Source organism: Fluviicola sp. (assembly GCF_039596355.1).
Classification (GTDB): Bacteria; Bacteroidota; Bacteroidia; order Flavobacteriales_D; family Crocinitomicaceae; genus Fluviicola.
Genome location: NZ_JBCNJW010000019.1, coordinates 14,010 through 31,683, shown reverse-complemented (window position 1 = coordinate 31,683; position 17,674 = coordinate 14,010). Strand labels below are relative to the sequence as shown.

Annotated in this window: 13 protein-coding genes; 7 read left to right on the top strand and 6 right to left on the bottom strand. The window is 45.9% G+C overall.

Annotation, left to right across the window (positions count from 1 at the left end; genetic code table 11):
• Positions 1 to 629 precede the first annotated feature (629 nt).
• From ABDV94_RS20045 to nadD, 3 genes are read left to right on the top strand one after another with little or no spacing between them, the layout of a single operon-like run.
• Positions 630 to 1,496 (top strand): YicC/YloC family endoribonuclease, encoded by an 867-nt coding sequence (locus tag ABDV94_RS20045; RefSeq protein WP_343749008.1) that lies wholly within the window; start codon positions 630 to 632, stop codon positions 1,494 to 1,496.
• A gap of 1 nt (position 1,497) precedes the next feature.
• Positions 1,498 to 2,082, top strand: coding sequence for a guanylate kinase (gene gmk / locus ABDV94_RS20040; protein ID WP_343749007.1), 585 nt, complete (start codon positions 1,498 to 1,500; stop codon positions 2,080 to 2,082).
• Positions 2,079 to 2,693, top strand: coding sequence for a nicotinate (nicotinamide) nucleotide adenylyltransferase (nadD, locus tag ABDV94_RS20035; protein WP_343749006.1), 615 nt, complete (start codon positions 2,079 to 2,081; stop codon positions 2,691 to 2,693). The genes gmk and nadD overlap by 4 nt, the downstream gene beginning before the upstream one ends.
• On the opposite strand, the gene ABDV94_RS20030 is transcribed toward nadD, so the two are convergent.
• The gene (locus ABDV94_RS20030; protein ID WP_343749005.1) at positions 2,690 to 2,929 is read right to left on the bottom strand and encodes a hypothetical protein; all 240 of its coding nucleotides are present in this window, start codon (positions 2,927 to 2,929) and stop codon (positions 2,690 to 2,692) included. The genes nadD and ABDV94_RS20030 overlap by 4 nt on opposite strands.
• 296 nt (positions 2,930 to 3,225) lie before the next feature.
• Positions 3,226 to 6,624, bottom strand: a complete 3,399-nt coding sequence (locus ABDV94_RS20025; protein ID WP_343749004.1) for a DEAD/DEAH box helicase — start codon at positions 6,622 to 6,624, stop codon at positions 3,226 to 3,228.
• Positions 6,625 to 6,726: 102 nt separating this feature from the next.
• Here ABDV94_RS20025 and ABDV94_RS20020 point away from each other — a divergent pair, with 102 nt between their 5' ends.
• Positions 6,727 to 7,293: a hypothetical protein gene (locus ABDV94_RS20020; protein ID WP_343749003.1), complete on the top strand. Its 567-nt coding sequence runs from the start codon at positions 6,727 to 6,729 to the stop codon at positions 7,291 to 7,293.
• Between the two features lie 10 nt (positions 7,294 to 7,303).
• On the opposite strand, the gene ABDV94_RS20015 is transcribed toward ABDV94_RS20020, so the two are convergent.
• Entirely contained in the window at positions 7,304 to 9,178 is a 1,875-nt protein-coding gene (locus ABDV94_RS20015; protein WP_343749002.1) for an AMP-binding protein, read from the bottom strand.
• Positions 9,179 to 9,476: 298 nt separating this feature from the next.
• On the opposite strand from ABDV94_RS20015, the gene ABDV94_RS20010 reads away from it, so the two are divergent.
• The 3 genes from ABDV94_RS20010 (at position 9,477) to ABDV94_RS20000 (ending at position 15,292) form a co-directional block, all read left to right on the top strand.
• Positions 9,477 to 11,498, top strand: coding sequence for a glycosyltransferase family 39 protein (locus ABDV94_RS20010; RefSeq protein WP_343749001.1), 2,022 nt, complete (start codon positions 9,477 to 9,479; stop codon positions 11,496 to 11,498).
• A gap of 21 nt (positions 11,499 to 11,519) precedes the next feature.
• Entirely contained in the window at positions 11,520 to 14,378 is a 2,859-nt protein-coding gene (locus ABDV94_RS20005; RefSeq protein WP_343749000.1) for a PD-(D/E)XK nuclease family protein, read from the top strand.
• Positions 14,379 to 14,581: 203 nt separating this feature from the next.
• On the top strand, positions 14,582 to 15,292 hold the full coding sequence (locus ABDV94_RS20000; RefSeq protein ID WP_343748999.1) for a hypothetical protein: 711 nt from the start codon (positions 14,582 to 14,584) through the stop codon (positions 15,290 to 15,292).
• 291 nt (positions 15,293 to 15,583) lie between these two features.
• Here ABDV94_RS20000 and ABDV94_RS19995 read toward each other — a convergent pair whose 3' ends face one another.
• The 3 genes from ABDV94_RS19995 to ABDV94_RS19985 are packed head-to-tail and all read right to left on the bottom strand — an operon-like array spanning position 15,584 to position 17,672.
• Positions 15,584 to 16,165, bottom strand: a complete 582-nt coding sequence (locus tag ABDV94_RS19995; RefSeq protein ID WP_343749009.1) for a DUF3109 family protein — start codon at positions 16,163 to 16,165, stop codon at positions 15,584 to 15,586.
• Between the two features lie 11 nt (positions 16,166 to 16,176).
• Entirely contained in the window at positions 16,177 to 16,833 is a 657-nt protein-coding gene (gene hxpB, locus ABDV94_RS19990; RefSeq protein WP_343748998.1) for a hexitol phosphatase HxpB, read from the bottom strand.
• Complete coding sequence (locus tag ABDV94_RS19985) at positions 16,830 to 17,672, bottom strand: hypothetical protein (RefSeq protein WP_343748997.1); 843 nt, start codon at positions 17,670 to 17,672, stop codon at positions 16,830 to 16,832. The genes hxpB and ABDV94_RS19985 overlap by 4 nt, the downstream gene beginning before the upstream one ends.
• Positions 17,673 to 17,674 lie beyond the last annotated feature (2 nt).

The following is a 17,674-nucleotide window of genomic DNA, read 5'->3' as shown; positions in this document are numbered from 1 at the left end:
GCTTTTTTTATGCCCTAAACTTGCTACTTTTCCCTGCCCCTGAAACAACCCGGCCAATAACCCGAATTCCCAATTTCCCAATATGGGGACGGGAATACAAAGCTTAGACGATATTGCGCAAAATATCTGCCGGAACATCGATCCATTTATTTTCTGTCTCCTTTTTCAAAAAGCAACAAGAGCAATCCTATATCGTCATATTGCTATATCTAGTACTGAAATCACGACACGTTAACCTGATAATAAGAACCGCCACGCAGAATCTAAACCAAATCCTGAATCAAATTCATCCCCATACCCCAAATCTTTCCCCTAACAATCCCCCAACACAATGACCCGAATTCCAAATAGGAGGACATGGAAAAACATGGGATTGAGCCGTATTCGAATCCGATTGAACTCAATCTGCAGAACGGGGTGTCACGATCTCATCTTATCCCGATTCAGGACGCAACATGCATGTAAACCCGTGTTCTTGAAGACAGCATCTGAAATGCATCCGGTTAGCTTTTGCCAACTTCTGCGGGAAACGAAGAAAAATGAGTCACAAAAACAATTCTGACCTTAGAAATCGGCTATAAACAGATCACCTAGCCATTATTTCCGTACTTTTGCCCAAACTGAAGCAAATGGTATTATCAATGACCGGCTACGGAAAAGCAAGCGGATCCTTCCAGGGGAAGAAGATCGTTGCGGAAATCCGATCCTTAAACAGCAAAAGCTTAGATTTAAACGTGCGTGCAATTCCCTTGTACCGCGAAATCGAATTGGAAAATCGTTCAATAGTAGCGGAATTGCTGGACAGGGGAAAAGTGGAATTGTCCATTTCCCTGGAGAATTCGGGTGAAACCAAGAATTACACGATCAATAAGGAGCTTGCTCAGGCTTATTACAAAGATATTAAGGAAACTGCCGAGCTACTGGGAGAATCTACCAATGATATTCTTGCGTTGGTTTTGCGTATGCCGGAAATTTATACCAATGATAAGGAAGCACTTTCAGACGAGGAATCTGCATTTGTTCAGAGCCTGGTTCGCGAAGCTTGCCAACATCTGAACGAATTCCGCAAACAGGAAGGTGACCAACTCAGAAAGGATTTCGAATCGAATATTCAACGCATTGATGAATTACTGGGAGAAGTTCCCAAATACGAAGCAGCACGAATTGAAGCAGTTCGTGAACGCATGAAAACCGGATTGGAAAAGATCTCCAACCAGGCAATCGATTTGAACCGTTTGGAACAGGAAATCATTTTCTATATTGAGAAAATGGATGTTTCGGAAGAGAAAATGCGTCTTTCGAATCACTTAAACTATTTCCTGGAAACTATGAATATTCCACTTTGCGGGAAGAAACTGGGGTTTATTACACAGGAAATCGGACGGGAGATCAACACACTAGGGAGCAAATCCTATCACGTGGAAATGCAGAAACTGGTTGTCGAAATGAAAGATCACCTGGAGAAAATCAAAGAGCAAGTTTTAAATACCCTTTAAAATGAAGTTTGATCCAAGTGCCGGTAAATGCATTATTTTCTCAGCCCCGTCAGGAGCAGGAAAAACAACGATCGTACAGCACCTTTTGGGTAAAATGCCTGAACTGGCTTTTTCCATTTCAGCGTGTAGCCGTGATCCGCGTGGAGAAGAAGAGCATGGAAAACACTATTACTTCCTGGGAATAGAGGGCTTCAAGCAGAAAATTGCAGATGAAGCATTCATCGAATGGGAAGAAGTATACACCAATAATTTTTACGGGACGCTGAAATCCGAATTGGAACGCATCTGGGCCGATGGAAAAACAGTGGTCTTTGATGTAGACGTTGTGGGAGGTTTAAACCTGAAGCGGATCATCGGGAAAAATGCCCTGGCAATCTTTGTACAACCGCCGTCTTTTGAAGCATTGGAGCAGCGTTTGAGATCACGCAGTACGGAAACAGAGGAGAAAATCGCCATGCGCCTGGCAAAAGCACAAATCGAGCTGGATCGCGCACCCGATTTCGATTACATCCTTCTGAATGACGAACTGCTGAGAGCATGCAAGGAAGCAGAGACACTGGTGCGAAACTTTATTTCGGGAAAATGAGAGTAGGATTGTATTTCGGAACGTTTAACCCGATTCATGTCGGTCATTTGGTCATCGCAAACTACATGGCGGAGTACACGGATATCGACCAGGTTTGGATGGTGGTAACGCCTCAAAATCCCCTGAAGCTGAAATCCTCCCTGTTGGCAGATTATCATCGCTTAGCGATCGTCAATGAAGCCATCCAGGACAATGCGAACCTGCGTGCGTCAGACATTGAATTCAAACTTCCGCAGCCCAATTATACCGCAACCACATTAGCATACCTCAAAGAGAAATACCCGGCGTATGAATTTTCCCTCATCATGGGAGAAGACAACCTGAGAACGTTCCACAAATGGTATAACCACGAGCATTTGCTGGAACACTACCGCTTTTATGTCTATCCAAGGGTTTTAACGATCCAGGAAGAGGAAGAAGTACAGGAAATCGGGCATCACCCGGAAAACGGATTCAAGAATCATCCGAATATTATCATGTGCGAAGACGCGCCGGTCATGAAGGTTTCATCCAGTTTTGTGCGACAAGCCATCAAAGAAGGAAAAGATGTCCGCTACCTGCTGACAGAACCTGTCCGCAAGTACATCGACGAAATGAATTTTTACCGTTAAGCTGCTTTTTTGCGTTTGAACAAACGCGCCGCAATCTGCTTACGGAAGAAAAACATCAAAATCAGGTAAGGAATTGCAATCAGGAACAAAATCCCGGTGTTGATAGACGAACCGAACGAATTTTCATTCAATTCACTCCCTTGCTGAGCCAGGAGTTTACATTGTGAGCAACCCTGTCCGAAAGCAAAATCAACTGCGATTAATGCGATTGCAAGTAAAAACAATCCTTTTTTCATGCTTCAAAAATACAAACAAACGCTTAGAATAAAGGTGCTTTTTTAGGATTTAACATAATGAAAGCGTCGTATTTCAAGAGATTTGTCGAAGCCGGATTATCGTCTCATTCCAGGAAACGAACGGAAAGAAAGCATTGAATCCTTTGGCTTTACCAAAAAGCGCTTGTCCTTTGGATGGAGCGGTAGCGTAATTCGGTCTTTTTGATGTAAAACAAGGGAAGAAAAGAAATGCTTGTTAGTGAGTGGCTTTGAATGAGACGAGCCTTTTGCACCACTTTTTGGCGACTGAAAATCAATTATAAGAGTTCCAGCAACTCTTTTTTGCTCAATTGTTTGAGTGTGCTGATATCCGTATGTACCAAATCGGTCACCAATTCGCGTTTGCGTTTCTGCAACTCGAGGATTTTCTCTTCGATGGTGTTGGGTGTAATAAAACGCACAGCCACCACTTTCTTCTCCTGTCCGATGCGATATGCGCGGTCGATGGCCTGGTTTTCAACTGCCGGATTCCACCACGGATCGAGCAGATAAACATAATCGGCCTGCGTTAAATTCAATCCCGTTCCTCCGGCTTTTAAACTGATGAGAAACACGCGTACGGATTCATTTTCCTGGAATGCCGCAACAGCTTCTTTTCGTTTCCGGGTTTGGCCGGTCAGCAGGGAATAGGAAATAGCACGTTCGTCCAGCGCTTTCTGAACCAATTGGAGCATGCCCACAAACTGAGAGAAAACCAGGATTTTGTGGTGTTTCTTCTTGTCTTCGATCTGTTCCATCAATTCCCCTATTTTCGCCGACTGATCGCCGTAAGAAACCCCGTTTTCATCGATCAGTGCCGGAGAATTACAAATTTGCCGCAGTTTGGTTAACCCGGAAAGTACGTGCATGCTCTTTTGTCCGTCCAGGAAATCCGGTTCGCTGAGCAGGTATTCCTTTAACTCGGTTTTATAGACATCGTAAACGCGGCGTTGTTCGTGATCCATTTCGCAATAAACGAGCATTTCCGTTTTCTCCGGAAGTTCGGTCGCAACCTGTTTCTTGGTACGGCGCAACAAGAAAGGGTGAATGCGTTTCTGCAATTCCCGCGCGCGCTGGCTGTCCTGGAATTTGTCGATCGGAACGGCATAGTGATCCTTGAACTGTTTCAGCGAACCAAATATGCCCGGATTGCAGAACGACAAAATCGCAAAGATGTCGAGCGTGTTGTTTTCGATTGGAGTTCCGGTTAAAACAAAACGCTGTTTTGCCTGTAGCAAACGGACGGTTTTGTACCGCTTCGAATCCGGGTTCTTGATTGCCTGACCTTCGTCCAGAATCACGGTATCGAAGACAAACTCTTTCAGGTAGCGGATATCGGAAAGCAAGGTTCCGTAGGTGCTCAAAACGATGTCGTATGCCTCGAAATGTTGCGTGCTTTTATTTCGATTACTGCCGTGAAGCTCGATAATCCGTAAATGTGGAGTGAATTTTGCGATTTCTTCCTTCCAGTTGAAAACCAGTGAAGTTGGAACCACGATGAGATGGGTTCCTTTTTTCTCCTCCTGTTTCCGGGAAAGATAGGCGAGTAATTGAATGGTTTTTCCAAGTCCCATGTCATCGGCGAGTACTCCGCCGAACCCAAAATCATTCAGAAAATGAAGCCAGTGATACCCCTCGCGCTGGTAATGCCGGAGTTCGGTTTGAAAGGCTTGCGGTAAGTCAATTTCCGGGATGCGTTCAAAATGCGAAATCTTGTCTTTCAGTTCTCCGATGTGCTCTAAAACTGCTCCATCAATTTCGTCGGCTTCAAACCAGTCTTCGATAAACTGGTACGACGTTTTGGGAATGCGGATCACCTCGTCAACCAATTCTCCGCCCTGGAAAAACGTTGCAAAACGATCCAGCCAATGTTGGGGAAGCAGTGCGAGTTGTCCATCGCCCAGTTTCACATAGCGTGACTTCTGAATGATACTCCGCTGAATTTCCTTCAGGCGGATCCGGTTGTCGCCGACACGGATGTGTGCTTTTGTTTCAAACCAGTCAATCCCGCTGATGATCTGCACAGACACCTGCATGCTTTTCGGAATCAGCTTCAGTTTAGTCAATTCTTTAAACCCGTGGATTTCCAATTCGGCCTCGCTCCAGGATTCAAATGCATTCAGGAACCAGTCATTTTCCAGGAACTGGCTTTTATGCAGGTAAAAGAAATCACCTCCCAGCTGGTATTCAAAGTCCTTGTGAAGCCGGATAATCTGTCCGAGAAAATCGAGTTCCAGTTCTTCCTCCCGCGGAATCTCAAACGAATTTCCCGTTTGATCAATCGTCAAAAGCTTCCGTTTGGAAAGTACGGGAACCTCCACCTTTCCATATTCCACTACCGGGGTGATGTGAATGTAATGTTCACTATCCGTGAGGTAAATGCGCTTGGCGCGAATCGTTGCCAGTTCGCTTTGTTTGACCAGTGCCCGTGTCGCCTTTTTCACATAGGAATAATTCACGCTGATCACATTTTCAAGCGGCACGAGAAAACGCGTATGAAACTCATCAAATTGTGATTGATGAATGATCATCTTGTGATGATTCTTCCGGAAATAAGCCAGTGTGCGGACGTAATTCCAGTTTTTGATCAAATATAAATCGTGTCCGCGCCGGATAAAAACGTCGCTTTTCATCTTCACCTGGTCAAAGGGAATATGCAGATTATCCAGTTCAATAAAACCGGTTACTTCGTAAAATTCTTCGTTTTGATCTACGTTCAGATGCAGAAAAAGCGGTTTATCGTGAATCCGGATCGCTGCATCCGTTCCCTTCGGTAGTTTGGCATCTTGTGCTTCGACCACTTCGAAACGGTTGAAAAGCGGTTTGGCAATCAATACCGATCGGATGATTTTCAGGAACGTTTCTTCATTTCCAGCCGGATTCCGATAGAGATGATGCTTCACGCTGAGCATTCCGAGCGCAGTATACGCCTGGATGATTTCCGGGTCGTTTTCCTGCAAAGCTGCTTCCAGCGCATTCAACTGTCGGATTGGGTGTTTGATTTTCCCGCCTTGAGTCAGAGCACTTTCATAGAGCTGGAAATCGAAGTTTCCTTCACTTGCCTGCGCATTGAAAGCAATGAACCGGTTTGGAAGTGCAGCGGGCAGACTTTCTGGGGAAAAAGGCACAGGAGCCAGTTTTTTGCTGAGTTCATCCTTCTTTTCCTGGTTTAATTGGATCAGTTCAGGACTAACGGGAGCGATCTGCAGTTTCCGGTTTTCATAGGAAAGCAGGAAAAGTGTTTCCCATTTCGTTTCGCCACGATAAGTGTCGGGGTCAATTCCATAGGAAAGGGCGGTTTGTGCGATTTTTTTCTTTCGGGCGGTTTCATCGAAAAACACGCGAAAATCCGGGTATTCCATGACGCGGTACAACACCAACGCCTGGTGATCACACAATTTTTTCCCGTTTCCGCCACAGGTGCAGCTCAACGCAATGGTGCGATCCTGTTGTGTGAGGATGACTTCATGTTCTGCCCGGAAACCGTAGTTACACAGAAAAGTTCCGTGATCAATCCCGATTTCAACGGCATGAACCGACCCGGAACTGAATTGCAGCATCCGGATCACATCGGCTTCCGCATATTTCAGCAGTGTTCCGTAATTCAGCTCATCAAAAGCCAAATCGCGAAAAAGAAATACCTCTTCGTCATCATGCGGATCGCTGGAACTTAGCATGGCGTGAAGATAGCTAAAAGCACACGGTTTTCTGTTTTCGGGAAGTTGCCATCAGCAATTTTTAGTTAATTTTAGTCCAATCAGCTATAAAATACACATTCAATGAGTTCATTGTGGAAGGTTTTCGTGACCGAAAAAGGAAAGAAGTGGATTGATACGGAAGTACTTCTGATACATCCGGATGCGGGAGATTTTCCGGAAGACCCGGCTTTTGCTTTGGCATTGCTGACTTCAGAGGCTTACGAATTTGATAAAGAATACAACCGTGTGGCAGCATCACCGCTTGCAGCCGAAATTCCGTTCGACGATTCGTATTTACCCGGATCACTGGGGCCGATCGCGCATAAATTCATTGAGAAAGTAGTGGTCTATGAAGCCCGTAATGTTCCTTTCATAGAGGAGGAAGCACATGAAAAAGTGGGGCAAAAAGTCAAAGATAATCTCGGAATTGATGAAGATCACGAGGATTGGGACGACGAATGGGAAGAAGAATGGATCAATTTTTGGGATGATGCGGATAACCGTCCGTTGGCAAAATACCGGATTTGGGTTACTGACGAACAATGGATTGAACACCTGAAAGTCGGAAAACACTTCGATACCGCTTCCTTTAGTGAAGTTGGCCCGTGGATTCGTGAAAACCGCCTATTCGTTCCCGAAAACGATTAATCAGACACTTTTATAGAGCAAGTACCTGCTCGATTTCTGCAATAACTCCCGGATCTTCAATCGTTCCGGGAATCGTGTATTCCGTTTTGTTTACCAGGTTTCGCAAGAGATTCCGGAGTGTTTTTCCACTCCTGGTTTTCGGCAATCGCTGTACGAAATAAACAGATTTCAGTGAAGCTACCGCACCGATTTCATTCCGGATTTGTTCTTTGACCAATTTTTCCAATTCCGGGTGTACTCGGGTTTCGCTGTCTTTCAAAACGACGAAAGCAACCGGTACTTCCCCTTTCAGATCATCGGCTCCGCCAATAACGGCGCATTCGGCAGTGCAGGACATCGCAGCAATAATTTCTTCCATTTCCGACGTGGAGAGCCGGTGTCCGGCTACATTGATCACATCGTCGACGCGCCCGGTGATGAACACATAGCCGTCTTCGTCTTTGTAACCGCCGTCTCCTGCAAAATAATAACCCGGAAACTGGGAGAGATAACCGGCGTGGAACCGGGCATCGTTTTTCCAGATTCCCAGTAAACAACCCGGAGGAAGCGGCAACTTAATGGCAACGAGTCCCTGTTCGTTTGCCTCCACTTCTTTTCCATCTTCATTCAGAATGCGAATGTCGAACCCGCAAACGGGTAGGGAAGATGAACCCGGTTTAACAGGAACAGGTTCCAGTCCCTGCATATTGGCAATCATCGGCCAGCCGCTTTCGGTCTGCCACCAATGATCAATGACCGGAATTTGCAATAGGTTACTGGCGTATTCCAACGTTGCCGCATCACAGCGTTCGCCGGCGAGGAAGAGTGCTTGAAGTGTTCCGGTCAATTCCGGTTTGTAATGTGTGCTGTCCGGGTCGTCTTTCCGGATAGCACGGATAGCGGTCGGTGCCGTGAAAAATGCTTTCACCCGGTGTTCGTGAACAATGCGCCAGAACGTACCGGCATTGGGCGTTTTGATTGGTTTTCCTTCAAACAGGATAGTCGTTGCTCCAGTCATCAGCGGTCCGTAAATGATGAATGAATGTCCGACCACCCAGCCGATATCCGAAGCAGCCCACCAAACATCTCCCGGATGGATGTCGTAAATGTATTTCATGGAATACCGAAGAGCAATGGCGTGCCCCCCGTTATCGCGCAAAATGCCTTTGGGTTTGCCCGTTGTTCCGGAAGTATAGAGCACGTAGAGAGGATCGCCGGATCGCAGTTCGACATAAGAAGCGGGAGTTGCGTTGTTCAGGAGTGTATGAAAATCTTCAAATGCCGGACTCACCAAAACAGCTGCTTCGTTCCGCGTATGCGAAATGAGGATTTGAGGTTTGTGTGACGCCAGTTCGAGTGCTTTCTCTACAATTGGATGATAGGGAATAATGCGGTCAATTTCGATCCCGTAATCGGCGGTGATTACTGCTTTTGCTTCCGTGTCATCGATGCGGATCGCCAATTCGTGTGCGGCGAATCCTCCGAAAACAACAGAATGAATGATCCCCAGTCGCGCGCAGGCAAGCATGGCAATACTTGCTTCCGGGATCATCGGCATGTAGATGACTGCGCAATCTCCTTTTTTCAGGCCTTTGGCAGCGAGTACGCCTGCAAATTTCGAAACCAGTTCGAGTAATTCCGAATACGTATACTTTGTGACCCGGTTCGTTACGGGAGAATCATAGATCAGGGCTGTTTGTGAACCGCGCCCGTTTTCGACGTGGTAATCGAGGCAGAGGTAAGACGTGTTTAAGGTTCCATCGGCATACCAGGAAGCAGTCCCGTCCGGATTTTCGGAAATTGTTTTTTGAGGTTTCTGAAACCATGTAACGAGAGAAGCCTGTTCTCCCCAGAATTGTTCGGGATTGCTGATACTTTGCCGGTAGGCCGTAGCGTAAGTTTTCATGATCGGTTTATTCCGCGTTTGAGTATGACTCTAAAGTTAGGCAAGCTGCACGGGATTTCAATGAGATATGTTGCTAAATAGCTATAGGTGTCGGTTTGATTGAATGGTTCGTTTTCAGGAAAATAAAATAGTTCAATAGTTCGATAGTTCGATAGTTCGATAGTTCGATAGTTCGATTTTGAATTTAAATCCTTTGAACTTTTTGATCCCATTGAACGGTTTTTCCGATTTGGAATGACTTATCTCAAGAATAGTTGGATATTTGTAATTGAGTATTATTCAAAGTAATTTGAACCGATTGGAAAAGAAAAAAATAACCAATGGCATAGCCCTCGGATTAATTATCCTCCTGACGCTGGTCTTCCAGGGAAAACACCTGAATGAAGTTCCTTCGTATACGCATACCTGGGCGCAGAACGACCGCCTGGCGCTGGCAAAGGGCTTTGTCCGCAACGACTTGAATTTCTTCAAACCCGAAAATTACATTCTCAATCATCAGTTTCCCCGGAACTGGACATACCCGAGCTATTCGACTGTAACGGCTGTTGAATTCCCGGTTCACGATTATGTTCCTGCCGTTTTTATGAAGCTGTTCGGGACGAAAGAACCCTGGGTTTTTCACCTGTACATCCTGCTCTACAGCATCGTCGGACTGTACTTCTTGTACCTGCTGGCCGAGAAAATCTGTGATTCCCAGATCAAAGGAATGCTGGTGGTGCTTTTCGCCATTACCTCGCCGGTCTATACCTTTTACCAGGGTGGATTTTTACCCACAATTCCAAGTATTTCCAATACAATCATAGCGTTTTATTGTTATTCGCTGTATTTTGAGAAACAGTCCCGGCGCTGGTTCAGGTGGGCATTGTTCTTTTTCACCCTGGCAGCCTTGGCCCGACTCACATTTGTGATTCCGTTCCTGGCAGTGCTTGGTTTTGAGCTGATCCGCATTTTTCAGAAAAAGGCAAAATTCTGGCCGAACATCCTCGGAGTGGTTCTTTCTTTTGCAGTTCTTGCGGCAGCGAAACTCTACAACAATTTCCTGCGCGAAAAATATGGTTCGGATTTCCTGAATGAATTACTGCCAGCCGCAGATTGGGAAGAAATGAAAATCATCCTGAAGCAGATGTGGGAAAACATGGTGCTGTCCTACTTCTCGATCAAGCAGTATTTCCTGTTGCTCCTGCTTAGCATTTTGGTCGGAATCGCATTCCTGATCCGCGAACGAAGAAGGGGAAATCCCTTTTCTGCCTGGTGGCTGGTCTTCCTTTTCTGGCTGACCGGTGTGTGTCTGTTCTGGTTTGCGATGGCAAAACAATTCTACGCACATGATTACTATTTCCTCGATACATTCTACCTGCCGGCCGTTTTCTTTGTGATCCTCTGCCTGGCAATTTTACCCAAACCGCAGTGGCAGAACGGCAATGCGATCATGGCTTTGTTTGTGGCCTATTTCGGAATTGTGGCATTTCAGGAAACGCATACGTTTCAAAAAGAAAGAAGGCTGTATGTTGCCAACGATCGTTTTACGGGGTCTGTCATCAACTTTACCGGTTCCGATGAATTCCTGACAAAAGCAGGGGTTTCGCGGGAAGATACCATGCTGGTGATTCACACGTATGGTCCGAACATTCCGTTCGTGCTGATGGATCGCGTGGGATTGGCTGTTGTGGGTAAAAACCCGGTGGATATCCGGACGGGAATGTCCTGGAAATGGAATTATGTGGTGTTTCAGAAGCCATATTTTATCGACGATGTATTTGCCATTTACCCGGAGGTTCTGAAAGACCTGGAATCGGTTGCTACGAATGAAACCCTGATTCTCTGCAAGCGAAAAACAGACACCATTCCGCAGGATTTGATGCAATTTATGGGAATCAAACAACCCTACAAAACTATCCGGGAACATTTCCTGGCCGGCGACAGTGTTGAACATGTGGTCATAGAAGCTGATCCGGATCATGCAAAGAATGCAGTCGGGTTGATCGGTGAAGACGAAGTGTATGGATTCTCACAAGATTTCACCAAACAGGTTGGCCCGGATACCAAAGGACGAGTTCTCAAAATCAACGGAAAATTCCTGCGCCGGAATGACAACCCGGTTTCCATCATTGTGGCTTATTCGAAAAATGATCAATTGCTGTACTATCAGACGATAGACCTGAACCCGGTTTCGACCGTGAATGAATGGGCGGAAAAAGAATTTATTTTGTTCCTTCCTGAGCGGCAATCGGCAACGGATAAATTGAGTTTTTACATCCACAATCCGAACCGAAATGTGGTTCTGCTGGATGATTTTGAGTTTAAGTTTTATCGAAATTAATCCTGTTCGGGAGAACCGCAGATGAAGGCTTTTGTAGATCGAATTGTGGCGTATGTGGACGAACGCGGACTGAACTATCAGCATGTCTGCGTAGTGGTTCCGTCGGAGCGTATGATTGCCTATTTGCAACGCGCATTCTACGAATTTCACCGGAAGCCGATCCTTTCTCCGAAGATTGTAACCATTGACCGCTGGATCCAGGATGCGAGTCCGTTTCCGGTTTTGGATAAAACGAGCCTGTTGTTCGAGTTGTATGAAATCTTCCGGGTTGATCCGGTGGAAATTGATGTGGACACTTTCGATTCGTTCATGACCTGGGGGCAAACGCTTTTAAGCGATTTTGATGAAATTGACCGCTACATGGTCGCACCGAACCAGTTGTTTAAAAACCTGCGGGATATCCGCGAAATCGAAAACTGGTCGTTCAACTCCACGGAAGAATTGTCGAAAGGGCAAATCCAGTTTATGGCTTTCTGGGACAAACTGAAGCCGTATTACCAGGCTTTGGAAGCGCGACTGAAGGAAAAGAAGGTCACCACCAAAGGAAAAGCTTACCGCGACTTTGCCAACCAGATTGAACATGCTTTTGAAGAGGACAAAGATGTGCACTTCGTTTTCGCGGGATTTAACGCACTTTCCGAATCAGAAATTTCCCTGATGCGGCAGTTTGTGATCATGGGAAGAGGCCATATCCTGATGGATTCCGACGAGTTTTATTTCAATGATCCGATTCACGAAGCCGGGCAGTTTCAGCGGGAATTGTGCAAACGACTCGAAGTGCGTTCCTTGCCGTTTGTTGAAAATCACCTGTTGACCAAGGAAATGGAGATCCGGATTGTGGAATGTGCGCAGTTTACTTCGCAGGCGCAGGTGGTGGGAAGCGAATTGAAAAAACTGACGCGTGAACAGCTCAATGAAACGTTGATCCTGTTAGCGGATGAAGGTCTGTTGAGTTCCATTCTAAAGCATTTACCGGCTGAAATCGAACAGGCAAATATCACCGTCGGGTTACCTTTGCGCCAGACATCGCTGCGTTCGTGGGTTGATCTGATTTTCCGTTTACAGGAATCGTTTACACGCCGGGGAAACAGCAGTATTTACTACCGGGATTTCATCCAGTTTGCGCATCATCCGTTCATTTTGGGTGTGCTTTCCGCTGCTGAAAAACGGGAAATCCAGGAAATTGAATCGCGGATTATCAACCACAACTGGCACTTCCTCGACCGCAAAAAACTGGATTTGAGCGAGCGTTTGTCGGAATTGAACCGCCTGATTTTCGAACCGTGGAAACAGGATTGGCTGCAGGGAATCCGGATTATCCAGCAATTGAATGAAAAGCTGGATTTGTGGCTGGAAGAAAAAAACGAACTGGAACGGGCAATTATCCGTCGTTTTGCCAGCGCTACGGTCGTTTTGCAGAATATCATGAGTCAAAATGCGCCGAAGATGAGCCTGGGATCGTTCCGGAGCCTGTTTAACGGGAACTGGAGCAACGAAACGATCGCTTATTTCGGAAATCCGCTGGAAGGATTGCAGATTATGGGGTTGTTGGAAACCCGCGGACTGGATTTCAAACGGATGTTTGTTTTTGGTCTGAATGAAGGGGCAATGCCTCCTCAAAATATGATCAATACGGTCATTCCGATGGATTTGAGAAGTTTCTTTGGACTTCCTACACCGCGGGAAAAACAAGGACTTTTTGCGCACCACTTTTACCGTTTGCTGCATGCGGCGGACGAAATGCTGATTACCTATTCGAGTGCTTCGGAATCCGTAGGATCGAGTGAACCGAGCCGCTATATTCAGCAAATTCAGCTGGAACTGGCACAGGTGAACCCGGGAATCCGCATCCAAAAAGCGTTTTACACCGCCGGAAACCAGGAGAAAATCGAAACAACTTCCATCCCAAAAACCGATGAGGTGGTCAACCGGATTTATGAAGTACTCCGGGGCGGTGTGAGTTTCTCCATGCTGGATAAATTCATGACCTGTCCGTTGGATTTCTACTACCGTTACGTACTTCGTTTCGGGGAGGAAAATAAGGTGGAGGAAGACATTGAGAGCAGTACGCTCGGTACGATTATCCACTATGTTCTGGAGAACCTGTTCGCTCCGTTTATCGACCGGTATGATGAGGAAGGGCGTAAAATTTCCGGCAAAGTGATTACGGAAGAAGACCTGGCGAAAATGGAAAAGAAGATTCCGCTGCTGGTCAGTAAAAGTTTCGAGAAGCATTTTTCCGAAGACCAGAATTCCTGGCAGACCGGAACCAACCACATCAATTTTGAAGTGGCGAAAGAAATGGTTCAAAATGTGTTGCGCAGAGACCGCGCTATTTTGAAGGAAAATCCGGAAAAAGCATTGTTTATTCTGGGTTTGGAGAAGAAACTGGAGACCACGATTTCCATTGATTCGGAAGATCAAAGCATTCCGGGAAGTACTTTTGAGGTAAGACTGTCGGGGATTTGCGACCGGATCGACCAGTTTGACGGCGTTCACCGCATCATCGATTACAAGTCGGGGAGTGTGAACCAGGAAAAAGTGGAACTCAAAAAAACGGCCAGCCAGGAAAACTACGAAAGTGCCATCCTGGTCAATAAGCGCAAAGGAAATTCGGATCAAAAACACGTGTTGCAGCTACTGATTTATTGCTACTTGTACTACAAATCAACCGGAATCCTGACTGACAAGGCAGGAATATTTTCATTCCGTTCCGTTAAAGAGAGCCCTCACTTTTTGAAGCTCCCGGATGATATCCAAAAAGAAGATATCCCGGATTTACTGGAGCGTATTTTGAAACAGACCATTTCGGACATGTTGGACAGAAACCACCCGTTTGTGCATAACAAGGATTCGAAGTATTGTGCGTATTGTAATTGATGGATTGAGCAAACCACATAGATACATAGTTCACATAGCCGGATGATCATTTATCTGCGGAAATCTATCTGATCTGTGTGAAATAAACCGCAAAGGTGCAAGTGTGCAAAGAGTTATTCTGAAATAGCAATATTTGGTTTGGTCTGCGGAAGAACACACTCAAGTAGAATATTTTTGTAACATTTGCAGCAACCTAAGATTACATGAAAACCATGAAAATCCGCTTCATATCATTTTGTTTGATTTGCTTCGCCATACTCGGCTGTTCCCAGGAAACCGTGAAAGTAAAAGGAGATTTACCTGCTTACGAAGAGTTGATTTCGTCTGTGGAAAAACAACGCGCTGCTTTTGAAAAGGAATACGGGAAGGCAGCAAATGAAGAAGATCGAAACCGCATTGAAGAGAAAGCATCTTTGTACCTGTTGGACAAAATCACGCACGATTTCTTTGATCAGTGGCAGGGAACCGAATGGGACTTTAACGGAACAACACGCACCCCGCGAAAAGGGAAAATAGCGTGCGGTTATTTCATCACGACGGTTCTCTCCGATGCCGGGTTTCAAATTCCGCGGGTCAAATGGGCACAGCAAGCTTCCGAATACTACATCACACACATGACTTCCGATGTGAAACGCTTCAGTAACCGGACACCTGAATACATGCGGGACTATTTCTTGAAAAACCCGGATGGATTGTACGTTGCAGGTTTGGACAATCATGTGGGTTTTGTTTGTAAATCGGGTGATGAGGTGACATTTACGCACGCCAGCTATTACGATCCGAAGATTGGCGTTCAAACAGAATCATTGGTTGGAGACAATCCGTTTGCGAAGTCGGCTTACCGGGTTGTGGGTCGGATTTTGAACCGGGAAATGGTGCAGAAATGGATTTTGGGAGAGGCTTGGGAGGAATAAGTATTCGTATCGGATGATTTCAAAAAGATGGATAGACATCCCGCAGTGGCGGGACAAGTTATATCTATTTGACCAGTGATATCAAAAGATCCGGAGCAGTTTTTTAGACTTTCCCTGAACGATTTCACAGGGCTTAACCACTTCATCAGGTGGTCGTTAGATGCCAAAAATTTGTGTCCCGATAACGATCCGGAAGCGGGGCTTGCTTTAGCGCGTTTTTATCCCCTGAAACCCTGGAAACACATGGGCTGTATGCAATATCGCGAACATGCGTTTTTAACCGGAAAACACCTATTCCAAACCGGCATTTTTCAGCGTCTCATCAATCCCTTCCAAATCAGTGTAAAACTCTTCTCCGAATGCCCGGATCAGCGGCTCTTTCAGGAACTTGTAAACCGGAACATCCAGTTTTTCTCCACAGGCGCAAGCAGGCTTGCAGATATCCCATTCCTCGTAATTGAGTGCCATCCCTTCGCTCAGTTTTTTCACGCGGATCGGGTATAAGTGGCAGGAAATGGGTTTCTTCCAGGTGGTTTTTCCCGCCAGATAAGCTTGTTCGACCGCACATTTGGTAATTCCCTGTTCATCGAAATATACGAAAGCACATTCCTTTCCGTCGACTAAAGTCGTTGCGGGTTCGTTCCACGGATCAATGTAAAAAACACCCGACTGTTTCACTGCTTCAATTCCTTCCGGACGCATGAATGGAATTACGTCATCCAGGATTTCTTCCATGATATCAACTTCTTCGAAAGTCAGGGGAGCACCGCCATCTCCTTCCACGCAACATGCACCTTTACAGGCATTCAGATCGCACACAAATTTGCGGTCAAAGATTTCTGTTGAGATCAGTTTATCATCAATTGCTACGATCATAGAACAAGTTATTTAAAGAATGTGACAAGTTGGTTTAAATCTTCGAATTGCGCATCGGCAAGGATCAGTTTCGGCTCTGGGTGATGCGTTTTTTCAGGAACACAGATCACGGTCATGCGTGCGGCTTTCCCGGAAATAATCCCGTTCAGGGAATCTTCGATCACCAGGCATTTTTTGGGTTCTACGCCGAGGTTTTTGGCTGCCGTCATATAAACTGCAGGATGAGGTTTCCCGAAGGCTTCGTATTCTGCCGAGTGAACCGTCTGAAAGAAGGAACGGATTTGCAGCGTGTCCAGGATACAGTCTATCAACACCTGGTAAGACGATGTGGCCAACCCGATTTTCAATCCTCTTTCGGTGAAAAATTGCAGCGATTCAACCACGCCCGGAAGTGGGGTAGCTCGTTCTGTCAGTAATTCAACCATACGCTGAATAATTCCATCTTCGACCTCTTGAGGTGTTTTCCCCGACCACGGACTTTCGTGATACCAGTATGCAATCACTTCATCGATGCGCAGGCCCACCGTTCGCTGAAAGTCTTCCTTGGTCAGCGGACAGCCCACACTTCTGAACACGTCTTCCATGGCGATTTTCCATAAAGGTTCTGAGTCGGTTAAAACACCGTCCATATCGTAAATGACCGCTTCGTAATTCGTCAGTGTCATGGATTTTTTTCTGTTGGTTTAATCACGTACATATTTCCTCCGCCTACCAATTTCTGGCGTTCGTCCGCGATATAGATTTTCCCGGAAGAATGAACTGCCAGGGCTTCTTTCTGCGTAATCGGAACCAGGATTTGATGCGATTCGTATTTGGCTCTTCCGTTGTCAAAACTGTGTATGATAAACCGGTTGTACGTCAGGATATACAATTTTCCGTCGTGGATATCGGCTGCGGTAACGGCGTCCCGGAACCAGTCGCGTTTCCCGATGACCATATAGTATTTCTTCGTGGCTTTGTACGTTCCGGGTTTGGTTGGAAGGGTATACACGAAGCACTTCCCGTCAAACGGTTCCGAGCGGCATTTGGTAAACAAATACAAAGAGTCATTGTAAAAACTCATTGCTTCGCAGTCAAAATACTTCTGGCTTAATTTCGGAGGAAAGTCGGTTTGTTCCGGGTAGGAGAAATCGATGAATTTAGCTTCGACGTTTTCATTGTCAAGCACTTTCTTCAGACTCACTTTCAGAACCCGGAGATCGGTACGCACGTTTTTGTTATTTCCAAAATCCCCCACGTAGAGATTTCCTTTCTGATCGAGGGTAATATCTTCAAAGTCGATATTCTCCGCATTGAGAATAGATACTTTGTGGCGGATGCTTCCATCAAGGTTTAACACAAACAATTTGGGGTCGTTTCCACCATCGTTGTGTGCAATCAGCGTTGAATCGTTCGCGAAAACCCACCCCGAGATTTCTTTTAAATCTTTGGATAAGCGTGTTGTTTTTGGAACAGCTGCCGAAACAAGAAAGATGCTTGCAAGAAGGAGAGCAAGATTTCGCATGC

What these genes read in the sequence shown, in the direction of transcription:
- ABDV94_RS20045 (WP_343749008.1), top strand. Translation starts at nt 630, where the DNA reads ATGGTATTATCAATGACCGGCTACGGAAAAGCAAGCGGATCCTTCCAG.
- gmk (WP_343749007.1), top strand. Translation starts at nt 1,498, where the DNA reads ATGAAGTTTGATCCAAGTGCCGGTAAATGCATTATTTTCTCAGCCCCG.
- nadD (WP_343749006.1), top strand. Translation starts at nt 2,079, where the DNA reads ATGAGAGTAGGATTGTATTTCGGAACGTTTAACCCGATTCATGTCGGT.
- ABDV94_RS20030 (WP_343749005.1), bottom strand. Translation starts at nt 2,929, where the DNA reads ATGAAAAAAGGATTGTTTTTACTTGCAATCGCATTAATCGCAGTTGAT.
- ABDV94_RS20025 (WP_343749004.1), bottom strand. Translation starts at nt 6,624, where the DNA reads ATGCTAAGTTCCAGCGATCCGCATGATGACGAAGAGGTATTTCTTTTT.
- ABDV94_RS20020 (WP_343749003.1), top strand. Translation starts at nt 6,727, where the DNA reads ATGAGTTCATTGTGGAAGGTTTTCGTGACCGAAAAAGGAAAGAAGTGG.
- ABDV94_RS20015 (WP_343749002.1), bottom strand. Translation starts at nt 9,178, where the DNA reads ATGAAAACTTACGCTACGGCCTACCGGCAAAGTATCAGCAATCCCGAA.
- ABDV94_RS20005 (WP_343749000.1), top strand. Translation starts at nt 11,520, where the DNA reads ATGAAGGCTTTTGTAGATCGAATTGTGGCGTATGTGGACGAACGCGGA.
- ABDV94_RS20000 (WP_343748999.1), top strand. Translation starts at nt 14,582, where the DNA reads ATGAAAACCATGAAAATCCGCTTCATATCATTTTGTTTGATTTGCTTC.
- hxpB (WP_343748998.1), bottom strand. Translation starts at nt 16,833, where the DNA reads ATGACACTGACGAATTACGAAGCGGTCATTTACGATATGGACGGTGTT.
- ABDV94_RS19985 (WP_343748997.1), bottom strand. Translation starts at nt 17,672, where the DNA reads ATGCGAAATCTTGCTCTCCTTCTTGCAAGCATCTTTCTTGTTTCGGCA.